Source organism: Rhodococcus sp. T9N (genome assembly GCF_024436645.1).
Lineage (GTDB): Bacteria > Actinomycetota > Actinomycetes > Mycobacteriales > Mycobacteriaceae > Rhodococcus_F > Rhodococcus_F qingshengii.
Window position 1 is genome coordinate 1 of sequence record NZ_JAMSKS010000009.1, and the last position, 14,069, is coordinate 14,069.

Genomic DNA, 14,069 nt, shown 5'->3' on the forward strand with positions numbered 1-14,069 from the left:
TTGAGCCGGTGACGTCGGGGTGCCGGCCATCGGGACCGGTCGCGGTCTTACTCGGGTGACGTCACCGGAGATTGGGGGTCAGCCGGTGAGGGCGAGGGGGATGCAGTTCATGGGCGCTACCACCAGCCGTCCTCGGAGTAGCGGCCGTCGTCGTCGAGTTTCGCCACGACGGAGTGGGCTATCGACTTCCAGAACTGCTTGCCGTCGGGACCCAACTCTTCGAATGTCGTGACGCGGCCAGGCTGCGACTCGAACGCATGCCGAGCGAGCTCGGTACAGTAGTCGTCACGCTCCTGCTCCTCTCGGCGCTCCTGTTCAGCCTGGATTCGCTTCCGTTCCGCGTCGGAAATCTTCGGCGGTAGTGGGCGATTCGGGTCGAACGCTTCGATGTATGGCACTGCAGTAACAATCGACCTGCCGCCGATTGAATTGAAAGCCTCGATCACATCGACCGGCTCGGGTTTGGGGTCCGCGTTCACGCCGCACCCCTCTCTGAAACGAGCGTCAGATGCGCTTCGTCCGGGCCGACGAGAAGCTCATCGCCGAACTGCTGGACACATCCACCACCGGTGAGTTCGCAATTCCAGTAGCCACCGTGGGCGAGGTCGGTCGTCTGGGCTGACAGGTTGTGCGCGGGGATGGGCTCGATGGTGTCGACCTCGAGACCGTCGAAGGTGCGGATCATGACGTCCACCAATCTTCTTCGAGTTCTTCGGATGGGATAGGCGTGACGGTGTAGCGTCCGCCTTCGATCTTGGTCTCAGTTCCGTCCTCGTGCAGGATGCTGGTGTCCCAACTGGCTTCGACTTCGATGTCGTGAATCTTCTCGATGCCGAAGTCCCGGAGCGGGTTACCTTTACCGACCGTGATTCGGAGGTTTGGCCCCCACTTCTCTTTCCACTGCTCATGGCTGTCGGTGATCTTCTGCAGGATCTTCACCAGTTGCTCGCCCTGGCTTGCGTCGTCACTCATGACAACCTCCCATCGGCGAGAGTGACTATCGTCCACACCACGACAACCCAGGCAGCGAGACCGAAGATGGCGGTGAGGATGGTGGCTCGGATTGCGTTGATGGTCATGCCGCTTCTCCTTGTCGTTCCTGTGCGGCGATGTTGTCCACTGCTGACTGGAATGCGCGACGGGCAACTGCGATCTGGTCGGAGTTCCAAACTGGAAAGGTTGCGCGAACCTTCTGGAACGAGGCCTCGTACTCAGGAGTCCAAGGCGCACGCTTGGGGAGATGTGGGGTTCTCACGATTTCCCCTCCTCGTCAGGCCAAGTAATCAGCGAGGAAGACTGAACCACGCACTCAGCTCCGTAGCGCCGCAACAGGTTTGCACGCTTGTTTGCCGTAGTACGTGACCGGTACTCCTTGTTCTTCCATACCGGCCAAATGAACTCGGCCGTACCAAGCATTTCGACATAGTTGCCTTCAGGCTTCCATCCAGCAGGCTCCCAACCTGGAACTGGCCCGCCGATAACCTCACCCTCCGCTGTTTCCGCTTCCCAGTGCGAACCTTCGGGCATCTTCGTAACCACGACGCGATAAAGGTGAGTGCTCATGCTGCGGGTCCGATCGCTCGCGGAAGTTCGAGAGTGCCATTGGCTTCGACATGTTTCGTGATCCACTTCCACGCGATGTCTTGCCCCTTGGGTAGAAGTCGAGTGGTCGCGTACGGATATCCGTCCTCACTGGTGCCTTTGTCTGTCCATGCCCACCCGCTAGCGACAGCATGCGCAGTTGCGTGCCCTGTGTCCGACCGCTCCCCTCCGATGGTCATGCCCCGATGGGTCAGGAACGAGAAGACGTGAGCCTGCAGAATTCGGATGCCATGAATCTTCTTCCCCCATGCCTGAACCTCGCGGGCGAACTCTTGGCGGTGCACAGACTTCGTAGATGCAGAGTGCGCTTCAGCCTTGGCGACAAGCGGGGCATCATGCTCGACCTTCGCGGCCAACTGCTTACGCTCTCCGTCGATGCGCTTGATCGTGGCCGCAGCCTCGAGAACGGCGACCGCTAAGAGTTCTTCACCTTCGAGTGTCGGCTTCGGTGATACCTCCGCTTCGCGAGTGCGGATCGCGAAGTACGACTGCGCTGCTGCAACCTCAGGCTTGTTCGGGTCGCCGTTCATTGCAACGAGGTAGGCGGCGAAGCGAGAGAGCTCGAAATCCTCGGCAGGTTTGGTGGATGAGATTTTGGTGGATCCCCCAAAATTGCCACTCACGTCGTGTCCCTGGTTTGCGGCCGACTTCATTGCGCGATCAATCGGCACCCTGAACTCGCGCCATGCGCCGTAGCCCATGACAGACATGAGGTCTCGAGCCGACCAGAACTCCGAGCCATCGGGTCGAACCTGGCGGATCGAATCGAAGGGCGATTTACTGGAGAGCAAAGTAAGATCAGTCATGATTTTCCTTTCGCGGGATTTTCACTGGCCGTCATCTGTTCGAGCAGGTGGCGGCTTTTTCTATGCGGGAACCTTCTCACCAACGCTGCACACAGCACTTGCAACAGTGGACCTGGCTTCAATCGCATGGGCCTCGAAGAGGTCCTCCCAGGGGACGCCCAGGCGACCAGCTAGCGCGACAGCGAAGTCCTCGGTGATGTTTTTCAAGTCACCCTTCTCGACTAGCGAAATGGCGTTCTGGCTCTTTTTGCACAAAAAGGCGAGCTCGCGCTGGCTGTAGTTGCACCGCTTCCTCCATCTCCGGATCTGGCCGGGGTCTTTGACCCTCATCCATATGTCCTTTCGTCGAACAGGTGGTCGTACTCGTCTCATCATGCTCTCCCTTGCTCGTCTTGACAAGTAGAGTACACAGCTTTTGTCATGCACTTGTCAAGACGTTGCGGTAAACACGCTCTCTGGCCTGCAATGATGGTCTTGTTACTTGTCGCCAAATTTGTTGCAGCAGCTACCACAAGCAACAACCAGTAGGGGAACGTATTCACCATGAACGAGGTCGACAGTCTTCAAGGCTTGATCGGGAAAGCTCGCAGGGAGCGGGCGACATCGATCCGCCAACTGGCAATGCAGGCAAAGGCGGCCGGCTACAAGATCGTCGGCACAACGCTTAATGCGATCGAGAGCGGGACCTACAAGTCCACTCCATCGGATGACACCATCCGAGCGATTGCATGGCTGGCCGGCGTTGGCGACGAGACTGCGTTCATGGCAGCTGGGCGTCGCGTACCGGGGCCTCCGTTTGCAGCGGAGCTACCCCCAGGCGTTGATGACCTGTCGCCGAAAGAGCGCGATGCAGTAATCGGACTGCTTCGCGTACTGGTAGCGCAACGACAGGAGTTAAGTAATGAAGACACGAGCACGCAGGACGCGACGAGCGATTCGACGACTGATGGAAAAGCTGGGACTCGCGGAACCCCCATGAAACCGAAACATCCCGACAATGTCAGGCAGTTGACTCGACCGAATCAACCTAAAGAGGTTGACGACGATTTCGACAACACAGCACCGCCGCCAGAGGCGCTCGACTTTGTGGCCCGGGAGACTCCTCCCGGCTACAAAAAGGGCTACGACATCGACCTCGAAGACGATGATTCTTAGTAGATAGAAGCGCCTGTGACCTGCACTACATCTGTGTAATTCCTGTTCACAGCTACTTTCTTGTCGGTGGCCGACCCTACGGTCCGATCCATGACAACGAATTCGAGGTGGCACCCATGGCGCACGCTCCGCGATCACCATCCCGACTACGTCGTTATCTGCAGCCACCGACTGCACCGATCGCGGATGGCGTATCAACACGGCAAACGGATCTGGCTCTGCTCCACGCTGAGTCAGGCTGAGCGGCGATGCACCCTCACGCACGAGATCATCCATCTCGAGCGTGGGCCTTGCCCTCCCGGCTTAGCTGCGGCACGCCGGGAGGAGGACGTCGTCAATGAACTCACCGCCCGCAGGCTCATCACCGCAGACGCATTGATCAATGCGTTTCGGTGGCAACCGCACCCCAATCCTGCCGACATGGCAGAGGAGCTGTGGGTCGATGTGCCGACGCTCGACACGCGAATCCGCACCCTCTCACCGTTTGAGGTGGCCGACCTCGAACACAAGCTCGATGGCGATTGGAGCTATCCATGGATTGGCAATTAAGCCGACCGAAGCGGCGGAAAGGTAAATCCGGCGCGAGGTGTGTAGTCGATGTCATCGTGAGTGAACCGTCGAGTTCCCACAGTTGACCTATTGATGGCGATAGTCATCATCGAGCGGACGACTTCGCGCTTCTGTGTGATCGACATGGCAAGCCAGTGGGTTGCAGCCTCAGGCCCCGCCAAGTGTGCAAGCAGGGGTGACCGCGCAGAGTTTCGGGCAGTATCCTCGGCGACCTCAATTCGATCACGGACTGAACGCTCGTATTCCGCGAGCGTCTCCAGGCTGATGCCCAAGCTGTGAGCCTTTCGTGCATACTCCTTCAGCTCCCCGCGAAGTCGGGACGCCTCGTTGAACGCCTCCCTTCCTTGGTCTGACCTACTTGCACTCATCGGCTCGAAGTTCGGCGGATACATGGCCATGTCGACGATCAATTCCTCAACAAAGTCGTCGATCTCATCGGACCGTCGCGTGATGCAGTAATTGTCCACGCACGCATACCGCGAGCTGTTGCGCCCCTTCGGGCTCAGGAACCTGACAACACTGCCGCACACGCCACAGGTGGCGATGCCGGTCAGGAGATGTCTCGGTTCGCAGCCTCGGTGGGTTGCGCGGGCCGGATCGGTCAGGATCGCAACAAGACGCTGATGCTCCTGCTCGGTGGCGACGGCCTCCCAATTGCCTTTGCCGATCACCTTGCCCTGGTGAACCATCAACCCGGCATAGGCGGGACGAAGGATCATCACCCGCATTCGCTGCGCCCTCCAGGTCCCCGCCGAATTCTTTTGGTTCGAAGGTGCCGGCACTCCGCGCTCGATGAGGTCACGTGTGATCACCCAGAGGGATTCACCATCGAGGACGCGGTCATAGATTTCTCGGACGATCGGAGCTTCATTCTCGTCAAGGACCCATCGCTCGGTAGCGCCGGTTCGCATGCTGAATTGGCGCCGGTACCCATACGACAAACGTCCGAGCGGACGACCTTCGAGAGCTGCTGATCGCTTGGCGCGAAGGACACGTTCGCGTGTCTGCTCCGCTTCCTTCTCTGCAATGAGAGCATCGAGTCCGGTACTGAATCGGTCATCGCCGCGGGACGGGTCATAGAGTCGGCCGGAGTAGGACCAGAGCACTCCACGCTCGGCACACAGGTCGCGTAGTTCGACGTATGCCTTCATGTCGCGCTGCGCTCGGGAGGCTTCCCACATCACCAGGACGTCACCCTTGGTGAGCACTTCAGTGAGCCGTCGATACGCGGGCCGATCCTTGCCGGAATGTCGGCTGGCTCCGATATCGTTGTCGGTAAGAACCTCTGCGACATCCCAACCTTCACGCTCGCAAATTGCGCGGCAGTCGACCTCCTGTTCCGACACGGAACGGCCTTTACCTGCAGCATCGGACGAGACTCGGGTGTAAATGACTGCGCGCATGTCGTGACTGTATCGGAACCTATAAACACATCTCGTCGAAGCCGGCGATCCTGTCGAGATCAGCGCCATCCGAACCACGAACAGCGGCATGGGCTTTCACGGCTTCTACCGTCCGACGGAATGACAGGGAATCATGCCCGAGAACAAGCGCGAATCACCGCCGATCATCACAGCCGTAGCCGTCAACCGCGCCGGAACCATCGCGGTCCGCGCCACGGAGCACGCCGTGCCCGTGGACCTGCGGATCAGCCAGGACGAACTGCGGTACGGCGGGCAGCGGTTGGCGCAACAGATACTCACGCTGTGTTCGAAAGCAGCAATCGAAGCCGGCGCCCGCCATCGTGTGGAGCTCGAGGAGACCGGAGTCCCGGCAGCGATCCTCGATCGGCTCGGTCTACCGACCCGAGACGAACTGGCCGATGTCGACGCCGCCGAGGGCCAGAACCTTCCGTCGAGCTGGATGCGTTCGATATGAGCGAGATTGATCGAATCATGGAGCTGGCGAAACACCGGACGGGACTCTTGCAGGACGCCGTCGACGGGGTCGGCGCTCTGCGGGTAGTCGTCTCGAGCGAGGGTGGGATAGTCACGGCGACTGTCGACGGGCTGGGCGCTCTGGTCGACCTACGGATCACCGACGCAATCACCGCGATGAATTCTCAGACGGTGGCCGCATTGACGGTGGCCACGATTCACCAGGCAGTTCAACAGTCCAACGACGAACGCGAGCGACTGGTCAGTGAGCTCCGAGTAGCCCTGAAACAAACGTGACGAACCCCCGCTATGCCTTTCGCGCTGCGGTGGATAGGCTTCCGCCCATGGCTGGAGACATCGTCCCTATCGAAATCGGACTCACCGACGGAGACCTCGTCACTTTGTGGGCACCTCGCTGGCGCGAGGGCGACGACGAGTGGGAAGCGTTTCTCGGCCATGAGGAAGACCTCTACGGGTTCTCCTCCGTCGCGGAACTCGCGGCCTTCATCCGAACGGACTCCGACAACGACCTGGTCGAGCATCCGGCGTGGGCCGTCGTCTCCGGACTGTCGGCAGCCGAGTTGGAACCGGAAGAGAACTTCACGTTCGACTTCGTCGGCGTGCCGGAACTGGCCGCAGGTGACCCTGAGGCACTGGTGGTCTCGGAACTCGAAGACACCCTGAACATGGCTCGCAACATCGGTGAGGTGTGCGAACTCGACGCGGTCATCCGCTTCTTCAGCGGCCATCCGGTACTCGGCGCGCTTGCCACCGGCGCCGGCACCTTCGAAGGCCGCGAAGGCCTGGAGCTGTGGGACCAGGTCGGCGCTGCGATCGTCAAGGACTGGGACGCCGTTCTCGACGCCATCGACAAGGTGGTCACCTCCCCGAAGGTCGATGCAGCTGCTGTGGCGGTCGCCGAAGCTGAACTGCTCGCTGCCGCCGAGAACACCGTCGACGCCGACGATGTCGCCGAGGAGGGCGAGGACGAGGAATTCGACGAAGACGACCTCGAAGAGGACGAAGACGAAGTCGAGACCTTCTGGGGCGAGGTCGGTGTCGACCCGATCCGCATCATCACCTCGGCCGAGACGTTCTACACTCTGCGCTGCTACATGGGAGATCAGGCGATCTTCCTCGGCAAGGACGGACTGATCACCGTCTTCCGTAGCGAGCGCGCACTCGCTCGCTACCTCGCCGACAACCACGAACACGATCTCTCGCAGGTCAGTACGTACGGCGAAATTCAGAATGCGGCCGTCGACGGTTCACTCGAAATCGAGGTCACGGACGAGAACGTCTACGTTCTGCCCGGTATCGCCGACGACCTCGCCCAGGGCCCGGACGTCGTAGATGCCGAGCAGCTGGAACTCGCCGTCGAATTGTTCACCGATGCAGCAGATTTCGCCGACGACGACTCCACCGAGGAGGCTCTGTCCGCGTCGAACGAGCTGGGTTGGTACGTCTCGTACCTCCTCAACCCCGATCCGTCGCGGATGGCTCCGAGTGCGCCGTTCACCAAGGAATCCGAGGCCTGGCGCGAACTCGAGCGCGAGTTCGAGGCCCGGCTTCGATCTGAGTAGTCGGGCGCACGTCATCTAGCCGATGAGCACGGCGTAGCCCGGCTTGATGACGTCGTCGATCAACGCGAGGCGCTCGTCGAACGGGATGAAGGCCGACTTCATCGCGTTGATGGTGAAGCGTTCGAGATCGGTCCATCCGTAACCGAAGGTCTCGACCAACGCGGCCATTTCCCGGCTCATGGTGGTGTCGCTCATCAGCCTGTTGTCGGTGTTGACGGTCACTCGGAAGCGCAAGTCCGCCAAGAGTCCGAACGGATGGTCTGCCAGGGCGGCTACGGCTCCGGTCTGCACGTTCGAACTCGGGCACAGTTCCAGGGGAATGCGCATGTCACGGACGTAGTTCGCGAGCCGACCCAACTCTGCCCCACCTTGCACTCCTACGTCGATGTCGTCCACGATCCGCACGCCGTGGCCCAACCGATCCGCTCCGCAGAAGGCGATGGCTTCGTGGATCGACGGCAACCCGAAAGCCTCACCCGCGTGGATCGTGAAGTGAGCGTTCGCATCACGCATGTACTCGAACGCGTCGAGGTGCCGGCTCGGTGGGTTACCGGCCTCGGCGCCGGCGATGTCGAACCCGACCACTCCGCGGTCCCGGAATCGCACCGCGAGTTCGGCGATCTCCCGCGACCGGGCGGCATGCCTCATCGCCGTCAGGAGACAGCCGATGCGGACCTCCCGTCCCGCGACCCTGGCAGCGGATTCGCCGGCCCGGAAACCTTCGAGAACGTGCTCGACGACCTCGTCCAAACTCAGGCCTTGTTCCAGGTGCTGCTCGGGCGCAAAACGGACCTCGGCATAGACGACGTTGTCGTCGGCCAGATCCTCGGCACACTCACGTGCCACCCGTGCGAGCCCTTCGGGGGTCTGCATCACGGCGACTGTGTGCGCGAACGTTTCGAGGTAGAGCTCGAGCGATCCACTGTCAGCGGCAGTTCGGAACCATTGCGCCAGTTCGTATGCCGTATTCGCCGGCAGCTCGTCGTAGCCACATTGCTCGGCCAGTTCGAGAACGGTCTCGGGTCGGAGTCCTCCGTCGAGATGATCGTGGAGAAGAACTTTGGGTGCGCTGCGGATCGTGGTCAACTCCGGTGCGTTCATTCGCCAACGCTAACGCGAATCACCCACAATTCGCTCGATGAGCAACGGTCGCGAAACGGTGTCGGAATCGGTCCCGATCGACCATCCACCGCCGAGGCTTCGTCGCGCTGCATCAAATCTCTCGGGAGTGTCGGTGTGCAATGTCATCAACGTCTGCCCGGCACGGACCACGTCGCCAGGCTTTGCATGCATCTCGATGCCGGCACCGGCCTGAACGGCTTCGCCCTGCCGTTCGCGTCCGGCTCCCAGTTTCCAGGCCGCGATGCCCACCGCCATGGCGTCGAGTCGGGTCAGTACGCCGTCTCGGTCCGCGGTGACGACGTCGCTGTGCCGGGCCACCGGCAGCGTCGCGTGTGGGTCCCCACCTTGGGCGGCGATCATCGCGCGCCACCGGTCCATGGCTGTGCCGTCGGCCAGTTTGTCGGCGGGGTCGATACCGTCGATCCCGGCCGCTGACAGCATCTCCCGCGCCAGGACCAGGGTCAGCTCGACGACGTCCGACGGCCCGCCGCCTGCCAGCACCTCGACGGATTCACGTACCTCGAGGGCGTTGCCCGCCGTCAATCCGAGCGGGGTGTCCATCCCGGTGATGAGAGCGCTTGTACGCACGCCGGCGTCGTTGCCAAGCTCGACCATCGTGCGTGCCAACTCTCGCGCGTCGCCGAGGTCCTTCATGAACGCTCCGGAACCGACCTTGACGTCGAGCACCAGGGCGCCGGTTCCCTCGGCAATCTTCTTGCTCATGATCGAACTTGCGATCAGCGGAATGGATTCCACCGTTCCGGTCACGTCGCGCAGCGCGTAGAGCTTCTTGTCCGCGGGGGCCAGATTCGCTCCGGCAGCGCAGATCACCGCGCCGATTTTCGGATCCGAGAGAATGTCGACCATCTCCGTCGCCGTGAGCTCGGCTCGCCAACCTGGAATGGCCTCGAGCTTGTCGAGAGTTCCACCGGTGTGGCCGAGTCCGCGGCCCGACAACTGCGGGACTGCAAGACCACAGGCAGCGACGAGGGGTGCGAGCGGAAGGGTGATCTTGTCCCCCACTCCACCGGTCGAATGCTTGTCGACGGTGGGCAGCGGCAAGTCCGAAAAGTCCATCCTCCCGCCGGATTCGATCATCGCCTCGGTCCATCGACCGGTCTCTGCTCGCGACATTCCGCGGAAGTAGATCGCCATCGCGAGCGCCGACATCTGCTCGTCGCCGACGATCCCCTGTGTGAACGCCTGAACTATCCAGTCGATCTCGGTTCCCGACAGCTCGCGGCCGTCACGCTTGGCGCCGATGATGGAAACTGCGTCAAACATGGCGGAGCCCCTCTGCTTGTTCCGGCCCGAAAGCATCAGGCAACAGCTCGCTCAGCGGCTTGAACCCACTGCTCGTGTCGACAAGCATCTCACCCCCGCCGTGCTCGAGGAGAAGCTGTCTGCACCGGCCGCACGGCATCAGAATCGAGCCCTTCGCGTCGCAGCACGTGAAGGCAAGCAGCCGGCCACCCCCGGTGGCGGCCAAGTTACCGACGAGTCCACATTCGGCACACAGGCTCAAACCGTATGAGACATTTTCCACATTGCATCCTGAGACGATCCGACCATCGTCTACCAGGGCCGCTGCACCCACCGCGTACCCCGAGTACGGCGCATAGGCGTGCCGCATGACCACTTGCGCGTTGTGCCGCAACAACTTCCAGTCGATGTCACCCATGGTTCGTTATCCAATCACGCCGACTGAATGGATGCAGAAACCACGCCGAAACCGTCTCGGCGAGATTGGAAAGGCAAACCTTACAAAGAGTTTGGTACGCGTACGAATCCCGCATCTGATTAGTTCCCGGTTTCACATAGGTTTAGAGTCTGAGTCAAGTCGGTTCAGGATCCCGTCGAGCCCGGGCTGAGGTACATCGAAGCTCTCTGCAGGCTCGACGCGTCCACCAATGACGTTGGAGGCACAGCACTCGATGAGTACTACGACTGAAGCCGCTCCTCAGAAGGAGCGCACGAGGTCGCTTTACCGGGGCGACCCCGGAATGTGGTCCTGGGTTCTACACCGGATCACAGGCGTCGCTACTTTCTTCTTCCTATTCGTACACGTTCTCGATACGGCACTCGTTCGGGTCAATCCCGATACGTACGACGCCGTCATCGACACGTACAAGAACCCCCTCGTCGGCCTCATGGAGATCGGCCTCGTCGGCGTAGTCCTCTACCACGCCCTCAACGGCGTGCGCGTGATGTTGGTGGACTTCTGGTCGAAGGGCCCGAAGTACCAGCGCGTCATGCTCTGGACCATTCTGACGATCTGGTTCCTGGTGATGATCCCAGGCGCCGGACGCATCCTCATCAACATGTTTGCGGAGCACTGACATGGCGACTACTCACGGACCCGAAGCCAAGAGCCTGGGCACCTCATACGACCGTCCCGCAAGCCTGGACAACCCGCGGTCCCCGCGCGCGAAGGCTCGGAACAACTTCGAGTTGTACGCATGGCTCTTCATGCGCTTCTCCGGCGTCGCCCTGATCGTTCTGGTCCTGGGCCACATGTTCATCATGCTGATGCTCGACGGTGGCGTTCACCGTTTGAACTTCGCGTTCGTCGCAGGTCGCTGGTCCAGCCCGTTCTGGCAGTTCTGGGATCTGACGATGTTGTGGCTGGCACAGCTGCACGGCGGTAACGGTCTGCGCACGGTCATCGCGGACTACTCCCGCAAGGACTCCACGCGCTTCTGGCTGACCACGATCCTCGTTCTCTCGATGATCCTGATCATGGGCCTGGGCACGTACGTCATCTTCACCTTCGACCCCAATATCTCGGCGAGCTAGGGGAGCACAGACTTCATGCAGGAACATCGTTATGACGTGGTCATCGTCGGCGCCGGTGGCGCAGGCATGCGTGCGGCAATCGAAGCTGGCCCCCGTGCCCGCACGGCCGTACTGACCAAGCTCTACCCCACCCGCAGCCACACCGGCGCGGCCCAGGGCGGCATGTGTGCCGCACTGGCGAACGTGGAGGAAGACAACTGGGAGTGGCACACCTTCGACACCGTCAAGGGCGGCGACTACCTCGCCGACCAGGACGCCGTCGAGATCATGGCCAAGGAGGCCATCGATGCGGTGCTCGACCTCGAGAAGATGGGTCTGCCGTTCAACCGCACGCCCGAAGGCAAGATCGACCAGCGTCGATTCGGTGGCCACACACGCGACCACGGCAAGGCACCCGTCCGCCGTGCGTGTTACGCCGCCGACCGCACCGGTCACATGATCCTGCAGACGCTCTACCAGAACTGCGTCAAGCACGACGTCGAGTTCTTCAACGAGTTCTACGCGCTCGACATCGCCATCACCGAGACCGAGGACGGCCCGGTTGCCACCGGTGTCATCTGCTACGAGCTCTCGACCGGCGAGCTGCACATCTTCCACGCCAAGTCGATCGTCTTCGCGACCGGCGGCTCGGGACGCATGTACAAGACGACGTCCAACGCGCACACCCTCACCGGTGACGGCATGGGCATCATCTTCCGCAAGGGCCTGCCCCTCGAGGACATGGAGTTCCACCAGTTCCACCCGACAGGACTCGCCGGTCTCGGCATCCTGATCTCGGAAGCCGTCCGCGGTGAAGGTGGCATTCTCCGTAATGCCGACGGTGAACGCTTCATGGAGCGTTACGCACCCACCATCAAGGACCTCGCTCCGCGTGACATCGTGGCTCGTTCGATGGTCCTCGAGGTTCTCGAAGGCCGCGGCGCCGGCCCGAACAAGGACTACGTCTACATCGACGTGACGCACATCCCCGAGGAAGTTCTCGACGAGAAGCTCCCCGACATCATGGAGTTCTCGCGCACCTACCTCGGCGTGGACCCCGTCAAGGAGCCCGTGCCCGTCTACCCGACGTGCCACTACGTCATGGGCGGTATCCCCACCAAGATCAACGGTGAGGTGCTGCGCAACAACGACGAGATCGTCAAGGGTCTGTACGCGGCCGGCGAATGCGCCTGTGTCTCCGTACACGGTGCAAACCGTCTCGGTACCAACTCGCTCCTCGACATCAACGTGTTCGGCCGTCGCGCCGGCATCGCTGCCGCCGAGTACGCGAACTCCACCGAGTTCGTCGACATGCCGGAAACCCCGGCCGCGATGGTCGAAGACTGGGTCGGCGTCATCCTGTCCGATCACGGCCACGAGCGCGTTGCGGACATCCGCACCGAGCTGCAGCAGTCGATGGACAACAACGCCTCCGTCTTCCGCACCGAAGAGCGCCTCACCCAGGCTCTCAAGGATGTGCGTGCTCTCAAGGAGCGCTACAACCACATCACGGTCCAGGACAAGGGCAAGCGCTACAACAGCGACCTGCTCGAGGCCATCGAGCTGGGCTTCCTCCTCGAAATGGCAGAGGTCACCGTCGTCGGCGCCCTCAACCGCAAGGAATCGCGCGGCGGCCACGCTCGCGAGGACTTCCCGGATCGCAACGACGCCGAGTACATGAAGCACACGATGGCGTACAAGGAGGGTGACGGCCTGCTCTCCGACATCCGTCTGGACTACAAGCCGGTGATCCAGACCCGCTACGAGCCGATGGAGCGTAAGTACTGATGTCTGCGCCTGCTGTAGATGCACCCAAACTCCCCGCTGTTCCCGAGGGGGCCGTCATGGTCACTCTCAAGATCGCGCGGATGAATCCCGAATCGGGCGAGGGCCAGCACTGGGACAGTTTCCAGGTCCCGGCACTGCCCACCGACCGTCTGCTCAACCTGCTGCTGTACGTAAAGGGTTACCTCGACGGCACCCTCACGTTCCGTCGCAGCTGCGCACACGGAGTCTGTGGATCGGACGCGATGCGGATCAACGGTGTGAACCGTCTGGCCTGCAAGCTGCTGATGAAGGACATGCTGCCCAAGGACGGCAAGCCGGTCACCATCACGGTCGAGCCCATCAAGGGCCTGCCCGTCGAGAAGGACCTGGTTGTCGATATGGAGCCCTTCTTCGACGCATTCCGCGCCGTGAAGCCGTTCCTCATCACCAGTGGCAACGAGCCCACTCGTGAGCGCATCCAGAGCCAGCACGACCGTGCTCGTTTCGACGACACCACCAAGTGCATCCTCTGCGCATGCTGCACCACGTCGTGCCCCGTGTACTGGAGCGACGGCAGCTACTTCGGTCCCGCTGCCATCGTGAACGCACACCGGTTCATCTTCGACAGCCGTGACGAGGCCGCTTCCGAGCGTCTCGACATCCTGAACGACAAGGACGGCGTGTGGCGTTGCCGCACCACGTTCAACTGCACCGACGCGTGCCCCCGCGGCATCCAGGTGACAAAGGCTATTCAGGAAGTCAAGCGAGCACTGCTCTTCGCTCGATAGTCAGGCCTTCGGCCCTGTGCGCGG

The 14,069-nt window shown here is 61.5% G+C and carries 20 protein-coding genes; 9 read left to right on the plus strand and 11 right to left on the minus strand.

Annotated features, from left to right (window positions below; genetic code table 11):
* Window positions 1-116: 116 nt before the first annotated feature.
* From M1L53_RS16115 to M1L53_RS16145, 7 genes are all read right to left on the minus strand, one after another.
* Window positions 117-398 (minus strand): hypothetical protein, encoded by a 282-nt coding sequence (locus M1L53_RS16115; protein ID WP_261949231.1) that lies wholly within the window; start codon window positions 396-398, stop codon window positions 117-119.
* Window positions 399-475: 77 nt separating this feature from the next.
* Window positions 476-685, minus strand: coding sequence for a hypothetical protein (locus tag M1L53_RS16120; protein WP_261949232.1), 210 nt, complete (start codon window positions 683-685; stop codon window positions 476-478).
* Window positions 682-972 (minus strand): hypothetical protein, encoded by a 291-nt coding sequence (locus tag M1L53_RS16125; RefSeq protein ID WP_261949233.1) that lies wholly within the window; start codon window positions 970-972, stop codon window positions 682-684. Before M1L53_RS16125 ends, M1L53_RS16120 begins: the two co-directional genes overlap by 4 nt.
* A gap of 103 nt (window positions 973-1,075) precedes the next feature.
* Window positions 1,076-1,255: a hypothetical protein gene (locus M1L53_RS16130; protein WP_261949234.1), complete on the minus strand. Its 180-nt coding sequence runs from the start codon at window positions 1,253-1,255 to the stop codon at window positions 1,076-1,078.
* Entirely contained in the window at window positions 1,252-1,563 is a 312-nt protein-coding gene (locus M1L53_RS16135) for a hypothetical protein (RefSeq protein WP_261949235.1), read from the minus strand. The genes M1L53_RS16130 and M1L53_RS16135 overlap by 4 nt, the downstream gene beginning before the upstream one ends.
* On the minus strand, window positions 1,560-2,408 hold the full coding sequence (locus M1L53_RS16140; protein WP_261949236.1) for a phage antirepressor KilAC domain-containing protein: 849 nt from the start codon (window positions 2,406-2,408) through the stop codon (window positions 1,560-1,562). Before M1L53_RS16140 ends, M1L53_RS16135 begins: the two co-directional genes overlap by 4 nt.
* 60 nt (window positions 2,409-2,468) lie before the next feature.
* Complete coding sequence (locus M1L53_RS16145; protein WP_261949237.1) at window positions 2,469-2,738, minus strand: helix-turn-helix domain-containing protein; 270 nt, start codon at window positions 2,736-2,738, stop codon at window positions 2,469-2,471.
* 213 nt (window positions 2,739-2,951) lie between these two features.
* Here M1L53_RS16145 and M1L53_RS16150 point away from each other — a divergent pair, with 213 nt between their 5' ends.
* Together M1L53_RS16150 and M1L53_RS16155 are read left to right on the plus strand one after the other, a co-directional pair.
* Window positions 2,952-3,563: a helix-turn-helix domain-containing protein gene (locus M1L53_RS16150; RefSeq protein ID WP_261949238.1), complete on the plus strand. Its 612-nt coding sequence runs from the start codon at window positions 2,952-2,954 to the stop codon at window positions 3,561-3,563.
* A gap of 90 nt (window positions 3,564-3,653) precedes the next feature.
* On the plus strand, window positions 3,654-4,112 hold the full coding sequence (locus tag M1L53_RS16155) for a hypothetical protein (protein WP_261949239.1): 459 nt from the start codon (window positions 3,654-3,656) through the stop codon (window positions 4,110-4,112).
* On the opposite strand, the gene M1L53_RS16160 is transcribed toward M1L53_RS16155, so the two are convergent.
* Window positions 4,109-5,536 carry a recombinase family protein gene (locus tag M1L53_RS16160; RefSeq protein ID WP_261949240.1) on the minus strand — a complete coding sequence of 476 codons (1,428 nt, stop codon included), beginning with the start codon at window positions 5,534-5,536 and terminating at the stop codon, window positions 4,109-4,111. The genes M1L53_RS16155 and M1L53_RS16160 overlap by 4 nt on opposite strands.
* Before the next feature lie 133 nt (window positions 5,537-5,669).
* Between M1L53_RS16160 and M1L53_RS16165 the strand changes: the two genes are divergently transcribed.
* From M1L53_RS16165 to M1L53_RS16175, 3 genes are read left to right on the plus strand one after another with little or no spacing between them, the layout of a single operon-like run.
* Window positions 5,670-6,011, plus strand: a complete 342-nt coding sequence (locus M1L53_RS16165; RefSeq protein WP_054188157.1) for a hypothetical protein — start codon at window positions 5,670-5,672, stop codon at window positions 6,009-6,011.
* Entirely contained in the window at window positions 6,008-6,307 is a 300-nt protein-coding gene (locus tag M1L53_RS16170) for a YbaB/EbfC family nucleoid-associated protein (protein ID WP_007727324.1), read from the plus strand. The genes M1L53_RS16165 and M1L53_RS16170 overlap by 4 nt, the downstream gene beginning before the upstream one ends.
* Window positions 6,308-6,354: 47 nt before the next feature.
* A complete protein-coding gene (locus tag M1L53_RS16175) occupies window positions 6,355-7,593 on the plus strand; it encodes a hypothetical protein (RefSeq protein WP_003940713.1) in 1,239 nt (412 codons plus the stop codon).
* A gap of 15 nt (window positions 7,594-7,608) precedes the next feature.
* Here M1L53_RS16175 and M1L53_RS16180 read toward each other — a convergent pair whose 3' ends face one another.
* From M1L53_RS16180 to M1L53_RS16190, 3 genes are read right to left on the minus strand one after another with little or no spacing between them, the layout of a single operon-like run.
* Complete coding sequence (locus tag M1L53_RS16180; RefSeq protein ID WP_042923520.1) at window positions 7,609-8,694, minus strand: adenosine deaminase; 1,086 nt, start codon at window positions 8,692-8,694, stop codon at window positions 7,609-7,611.
* Between the two features lie 9 nt (window positions 8,695-8,703).
* Window positions 8,704-9,999: a thymidine phosphorylase gene (locus M1L53_RS16185; protein ID WP_042923519.1), complete on the minus strand. Its 1,296-nt coding sequence runs from the start codon at window positions 9,997-9,999 to the stop codon at window positions 8,704-8,706.
* Window positions 9,992-10,396, minus strand: a complete 405-nt coding sequence (locus M1L53_RS16190) for a cytidine deaminase (protein ID WP_042923516.1) — start codon at window positions 10,394-10,396, stop codon at window positions 9,992-9,994. Before M1L53_RS16190 ends, M1L53_RS16185 begins: the two co-directional genes overlap by 8 nt.
* Window positions 10,397-10,649: 253 nt before the next feature.
* On the opposite strand from M1L53_RS16190, the gene sdhC reads away from it, so the two are divergent.
* The 4 genes from sdhC to M1L53_RS16210 are packed head-to-tail and all read left to right on the plus strand — an operon-like array spanning window position 10,650 to window position 14,045.
* Window positions 10,650-11,054 carry a succinate dehydrogenase, cytochrome b556 subunit gene (gene sdhC / locus M1L53_RS16195; protein ID WP_020969155.1) on the plus strand — a complete coding sequence of 135 codons (405 nt, stop codon included), beginning with the start codon at window positions 10,650-10,652 and terminating at the stop codon, window positions 11,052-11,054.
* Window position 11,055: 1 nt separating this feature from the next.
* On the plus strand, window positions 11,056-11,511 hold the full coding sequence (locus tag M1L53_RS16200; protein ID WP_003940699.1) for a succinate dehydrogenase hydrophobic membrane anchor subunit: 456 nt from the start codon (window positions 11,056-11,058) through the stop codon (window positions 11,509-11,511).
* 15 nt (window positions 11,512-11,526) lie between these two features.
* The gene (sdhA, locus tag M1L53_RS16205; protein WP_003941011.1) at window positions 11,527-13,278 is read left to right on the plus strand and encodes a succinate dehydrogenase flavoprotein subunit; all 1,752 of its coding nucleotides are present in this window, start codon (window positions 11,527-11,529) and stop codon (window positions 13,276-13,278) included.
* Window positions 13,278-14,045: a succinate dehydrogenase iron-sulfur subunit gene (locus tag M1L53_RS16210; protein WP_003940925.1), complete on the plus strand. Its 768-nt coding sequence runs from the start codon at window positions 13,278-13,280 to the stop codon at window positions 14,043-14,045. Before sdhA ends, M1L53_RS16210 begins: the two co-directional genes overlap by 1 nt.
* Window positions 14,046-14,069 lie beyond the last annotated feature (24 nt).